This window comes from Virgisporangium aliadipatigenens, from assembly GCF_016863615.1.
Classification (GTDB): domain Bacteria; phylum Actinomycetota; class Actinomycetes; order Mycobacteriales; family Micromonosporaceae; genus Virgisporangium; species Virgisporangium aliadipatigenens.
The window spans coordinates 1-5292 of the sequence record NZ_BOPF01000088.1; the positions used below are offsets into that span (position 1 = coordinate 1).

General features: G+C 63.2%; 6 protein-coding genes. 4 read left to right on the forward strand and 2 right to left on the reverse strand.

Features of this window, described 5'->3' with window-relative positions; genetic code table 11:
* The first annotated feature begins 264 nt into the window (after nt 1–264).
* Together Val02_RS46780 and Val02_RS46785 are read left to right on the forward strand one after the other, a co-directional pair.
* The gene (locus tag Val02_RS46780) at nt 265–1104 is read left to right on the forward strand and encodes a sigma factor-like helix-turn-helix DNA-binding protein (protein ID WP_203905857.1); all 840 of its coding nucleotides are present in this window, start codon (nt 265–267) and stop codon (nt 1102–1104) included.
* Nucleotides 1105–1115: 11 nt separating this feature from the next.
* Nucleotides 1116–1928 (forward strand): protein phosphatase 2C domain-containing protein, encoded by an 813-nt coding sequence (locus Val02_RS46785; protein WP_203905858.1) that lies wholly within the window; start codon nt 1116–1118, stop codon nt 1926–1928.
* 15 nt (nt 1929–1943) lie between these two features.
* Here Val02_RS46785 and Val02_RS46790 read toward each other — a convergent pair whose 3' ends face one another.
* Both Val02_RS46790 and Val02_RS46795 read right to left on the reverse strand, forming a co-directional pair.
* Nucleotides 1944–2468, reverse strand: coding sequence for an HD domain-containing protein (locus tag Val02_RS46790; RefSeq protein ID WP_239153868.1), 525 nt, complete (start codon nt 2466–2468; stop codon nt 1944–1946).
* Nucleotides 2469–2517: 49 nt separating this feature from the next.
* A complete protein-coding gene (locus Val02_RS46795; RefSeq protein WP_203905859.1) occupies nt 2518–2736 on the reverse strand; it encodes a hypothetical protein in 219 nt (72 codons plus the stop codon).
* A 335-nt stretch (nt 2737–3071) separates the two neighbouring features.
* Between Val02_RS46795 and Val02_RS46800 the strand changes: the two genes are divergently transcribed.
* Nucleotides 3072–3608 carry a hypothetical protein gene (locus Val02_RS46800; RefSeq protein WP_203905860.1) on the forward strand — a complete coding sequence of 179 codons (537 nt, stop codon included), beginning with the start codon at nt 3072–3074 and terminating at the stop codon, nt 3606–3608.
* A 739-nt stretch (nt 3609–4347) separates the two neighbouring features.
* Complete coding sequence (locus tag Val02_RS46805; RefSeq protein WP_203905861.1) at nt 4348–4746, forward strand: hypothetical protein; 399 nt, start codon at nt 4348–4350, stop codon at nt 4744–4746.
* Nucleotides 4747–5292: the final 546 nt, after the last annotated feature.

Below are 5292 nucleotides of genomic sequence, written 5' to 3' on the forward strand. Positions count from 1 at the left end.
GACCACGAACGTCAACCGCGCCCGCTGCACGCACACCCGCCACACCGGCGGATCCACCAACGCCGTAGCCGTCGCTGGACGAGCGCCGAACAGCTTTCCCATCTTCGACCTCCCTTCGGATCGCGTTGTATACCCCCCTAGACACCACCGGAAGGGAACCTTGCGGTAAGATGTCTAGAGGGATAGACGCCACGATAGCTCGCCGAGCTGGGCAGTGTCGAGGGGGTCTAGACACTGACACTGCCACTATTTGCAAGGTTGGACATGACGGACGAGGTCAACCGCATTGCCGGGCTTCGTGATCCCTTCGAGCTGTTGCGTCAAGCGACAACGCGCATGGCTGAGGCGCAGGGCGAAGTCACCGAGTTGGCACGACTCCGGCGCCGAGTTATCCAGGAACTGCACGACGGCGGCATGTCGTTTGCCGACATCGCTGAGCAGGTCGGATTGACTCGGGGTCGCATTCACCAGATCAAGCACGCTGGCCCCGCGCCGGAGGGGGCATTCCTCGGCAACGGCAGCGTCACAATTGCCACGCCGCTCAAGCAGGAGGCGATCCGCGCACGCCCGGTTGTGGCAATCGAGGACGTCACAGGAGCACAACGTCTCGGTGAACTTGCACAGCAGTTCGGCCTAACGCCTTTCTACGAACACATCCCGATCGGTGGCGCGATCGACCTCAACCGCCCCAACCTTGTCGTCATCAGCGGCCCACGCATCTCACCAGCCGTCGCGGACGTACTTGCGCACGACTCAGTACATCAGTTTGCCCGGGCGAAAGACGGCCCCTGGACGCTGGTTGACCGCCGTAGTGGGATCGTCTTTCGATCGGGGCAGGATGAGGAGCCGTCGCGCAGCTGGGATGTGGCCTATCTCGGGCGTCTTCCTCGTCCGGACGGCAAAGGTTCCCTCATCGTCTTCACAGGCATTCACCCACCGGGGTCCCTCGGTGTGGTCCAGTACCTGTGCACTCGAATTACTGACCTCTTCGGCGAGCTGTCAACCCGGCCGTTTTCAGTGCTCATCGGCACTGAGTTCGATCCAACGACACATGAACCGTTGAACGTCGAACCACTAACGCCTGTGTACCAGATGGAGGGCTGATGGACCTTAGGATGGCGACCAGCCCGGCAAGTTCCGATCACCCAAACGAAGATTTCGCCGTCGCTACTCCAAAGGGTCTCGTGCTACTGGACGGCGCAGGTCTTTCCGGCACCACCTCCGGATGCAAGCACGGTGTTGCGTGGTACACCCAGCGCCTGGGAACAGCGATCCTGGCAGGAATCGCCGGGGGCGGACAAACGCTTCAACAGGTGCTCGGAATGGCAATCGCCGAGACGGCCGACCTCCATCGCCACACCTGCGATTTGAACGACCCTGGCACGCCATCCGCGACTGTCGTTATCGTCCGTTTCGAAGCAGAAAAAGTCGACTACCTGGTGCTAGCTGACTCCGTTCTACTGCTTCAGTTTCGGTCAGGGACACCGGAGGTAATTACCGACAACCGTGAGTCCCTCATTGGGCAGCGCTACCGGCCTGAAATGGATGCCCTCCCAAACGGCACCCCTGGACACGACGACGCCCGACGCCGATACGTCGAAGCCCTGCGAGCCCACCGCAACCGTCCGGATGGCTTCTGGGTAGCTGCGGCAGACTCTGACGCGGCGGAACAGGCGATAACAGGAACCCGGCCAGTGTCCAGCATTGCCGAGTTGGCCCTCCTGAGCGACGGCGCAACTAGGCTTGTCGACCGCTTCGCGCTGGCCAGTTGGCAAGATCTGCTCGCAAGTTTGCGAACCGCCGGCCCTGCTGACGTCATTTCCCGCGTCCGCGAGGCGGAGCTGTCCGATTCTAAGGGTGACCGCTGGCCCAGAGGCAAGACGCACGATGACGCCACTGTGCTGTACGCCGCCGATCTTTCCCGGTAGGCATCACCTGGCCGGTCAGCTCGGCGAAGTCCGATGACAGTCAGACGTGGCAGCGGTGTCTAGGACCCGCCGGATCGCCCGCCGGATCTCCGGTGCGGATGCCTCAATCGCGCGGGGCACAGTGTGCTCCAAGCCGTACCGCTTCTTAATCTCCGCCAGCCGCTCGTCGAATGACACCGGCTCACCGACCGGGCTCGTCGTCATGTCGCAGTACCAGACACCGTCCCGCGCCAGTGACCCCTCATCGGGGAACTCCGCCATCTCAGCAGCAAGCCCACGAAGCTGCGCCTCAACCGCCGCGCCGGAGTGGTTCCCCACCAGACCGGACAGGCGCATGTCCGCTCCGAGCTGCGACAAGTAGCGGGCGCCGTCAAGCGGGTGAAAGCCGGTCACCTGAAGCTCGGACGAGTACCCGACGTCGTGCAGCCAGGCCGCCGTGACGAGTAGGTCAGCGTCGTCACCCAGTGCTGGGCGCAAACCCTCAGCTTTGGCCGCCACCGCCTGAACGTGCTTCCAGCGCCGGGGCAGCTCCGCAGCCATCAACCGCTCCGCGATCCCCCTCGCCCATCCGATCGACCCCAGTGCAGCCTCAAACATCATGAAGATCCCGCCACTTGCCAGATGGGGTCATGCACTGCTGGGCGAAGGCGCGAGCCTCCTCCTCTGTAGGGAATCGCCAGACCCGGGAATGCCCGTCAGCACCTCCCTCGCGGACCTCCACCTCCCAGATCGCGCCAACACGCAGCAGTACGTCCCGTCGGGCAAGCCGACCCCACGAGCCGTTCCACCACTTCTCCAGCAGTTCCACCCTGCGACCATATCGAACACTCGTACGACACGGGCCATGTGGTGAGAACTTTCCATACGTCTTCAAGGCAGCCCGCAAGCGGGCTGCGCGCTGCCGATTCGGGCGGCGCCGCTCCGCCTTACGCCTGCGGCGACGGCGGGCGGCGGCCGATCGGCGCAGCCCACGCGGATAGCACGAAGCCCAGCACACACCGAGGCGAAGGGGGTGCTGGGCTCGATCTGGCCAGGTGTGATTAGGACTCACGGTCGTCGGGAGTGCGGGCACGTCTCGTTGCTGATGGCTCTGTCCCTGAGCCGGGACGACTGACGAGCGGCAGAACCAATATGGTCAGACCCATGCCAACCCCGGTGGACGCTGCCCTCATCGCAGGCACGGCGGGAATTCTCGGAACGCTTATCACGGGGACCGTCGCACTTTTGGTGCAGAGGTCGAACCAGAAAGCTGAATTGCGACGTCGCGAAATTGATGCCGAAGAACGCGCACGAACTCGATTCCACGAAGCGCGACTACGTGTGTATGCCGAGTTTCTCGAAGCTGTCTCCAAGGATGGCAGAATCGCTTTGCGGAAGATAACGCAGGAGCGCCAGGCTGCTGGGGGCACCCACCCGCGAGACAGTCTAAGCGTTGATGAATATGGCCTTGCTGAGCATTCCGCCCAAATAACCCAACAGCTACTTCGTGAAGTGCAGCTGATCGCAATGTCCGCAGAAGTGAGGGAGGCGGCTGAGGAACTGATGTCGATCAGGTGGGGAGTCTTTGTGATCGATGTAGGCCTCGAAAATTTCCACGACTTGCTATCTGAAGCACTTGAGGAGCTACAGCGTAAGAGGATGGCATTTATCGAGGCGGCACATCGAGAGATCGCCGTATAGCCAACTAAGCAACCACGCACGCCTCCGGCGGGCAGGGCCTCCGGCCCTCCAACCCGGTTCGGGCCTCCGGCGGCCAGGACTTCCAGCCCTGGACCCGGGCGTCCGGGATGACGACGCAGCAAGGCCGTCGGCGTGTCACCCGGCCCCCACACCAGGCAGCCAGACCGCGCCGACCTGGTCCAGGTCGTTCGTCCAGCGGGGCGCTCCACCTGGACCAGGTCGGCGCGGCCCAGCAACACCCGACATGCGAGCCGGGATGACACACCTTCGAGGGCGGGGAGCATCTGGGGAGCGAACCCCGTAAAGAGCGGCTTGCCGGACCAACGCAGAACGACAACGACCAGCAGGCTGAGCAGTCTATATAGCCAGATGTCCATGCCAGGCATCGATCTCGACCTACTTCGGGACGAAGGCGTTGTCAGTCGTTCTCGGCTCGCTCGTGCCAGCGAGCGGCCTCTGTCATACCGTTCGGGCGGATCTGCTCTCCGACGAGTCGAACTCGCCCGCACCTCCGGCGGAACTTCACCGGAGGCGCGAGACATCAGCAGCGAGCAGCCCATAGCGTTCCCTTGTGCTCTCCTCATGGCGTTTGCTCGTTGCCACAACGACCACCTGTTCCGTCCTGCTGTTGGCGGGGTGCGGAGGTGGTAAGCCAGGCGGCAGCAGTGAACCCGGTCCCGACGAATCCCAGACGCAGTCGCAGGCGGCACCTAGGGAGATCGCCTACGGGAGTGCGGGTGTGATTGCCGCCGAGAGCGGCGAGGTGGAGTACGTAATCTCCAAGCCAGAGGTCGTTACCTTCCACGAAGCGGAGTACGACCCGAAGTCGCCGACAGCCACGAAGCCAGGTGCGGCGTTCAAACCCATGGTGCGAATTCGACTCGACATCAAGGGAGTGACCGGCCAGGTGCCGACGGGATCCGACATCGAACTCATCTACGAGGCCAGCGACGGCACGCTTGCCGGCGAGACGATCCCGCTGATGACATTCGAGGACACAGACCCGATTAGCAATTACCCCACGACGGTCACCGCTGGCCAGAAGGTCAGCGGCGAACTCTTCTTCAGTTCGGGTGATCCAGGCGGCAAGGTGATAGCCAGCAGCGCCGGCTCGCGTCAGGCCATCTGGCGTCCGTAGCCTCACCTGCGGACCATGCGCCTTCGGTTCCGGAAGGCATCCTGGGAGAACTCTGGGAGACGATCTTGTAGTGACTACCCATGTGAACCACCGCGAGCCGACGATTACCAGAGCCGCAAGCTGGGCGTATTGACGGCGGCTCACGTCATTCGCCGATCTTGACGGTCCTGGGGGTCAAGGGGTCGTCGGTTCAAATCCGGCCGTCCCGACATTAAAGAAGCCCTGACCAGCGGAAACGCTGGTCAGGGCTTCGATATCTCTCGATGGAGATTACGGCTTCCCCCCGGAAACCCCCCAAAAACCCGGGTCTGGGATCAGGTTCTTTGTCATTGGTGCGCCAATGTGGCCCTGTCCACAACTGCGTGCAGACATGCCGCGGCACTGGCTTCGTCGACCGGATCGAGAAGACCGCCGCGTTCCGGTGGCTGACAGCACCGCTTGACCCGACCGGTGGCGCTCCCGTCGAGGCAACGAAAGTGCCGGCGATCCGCCCGCGCACGTCCCAGCCGTCGCCTCCCACTTGCTGCCATCGCGATCCGCGGGCCG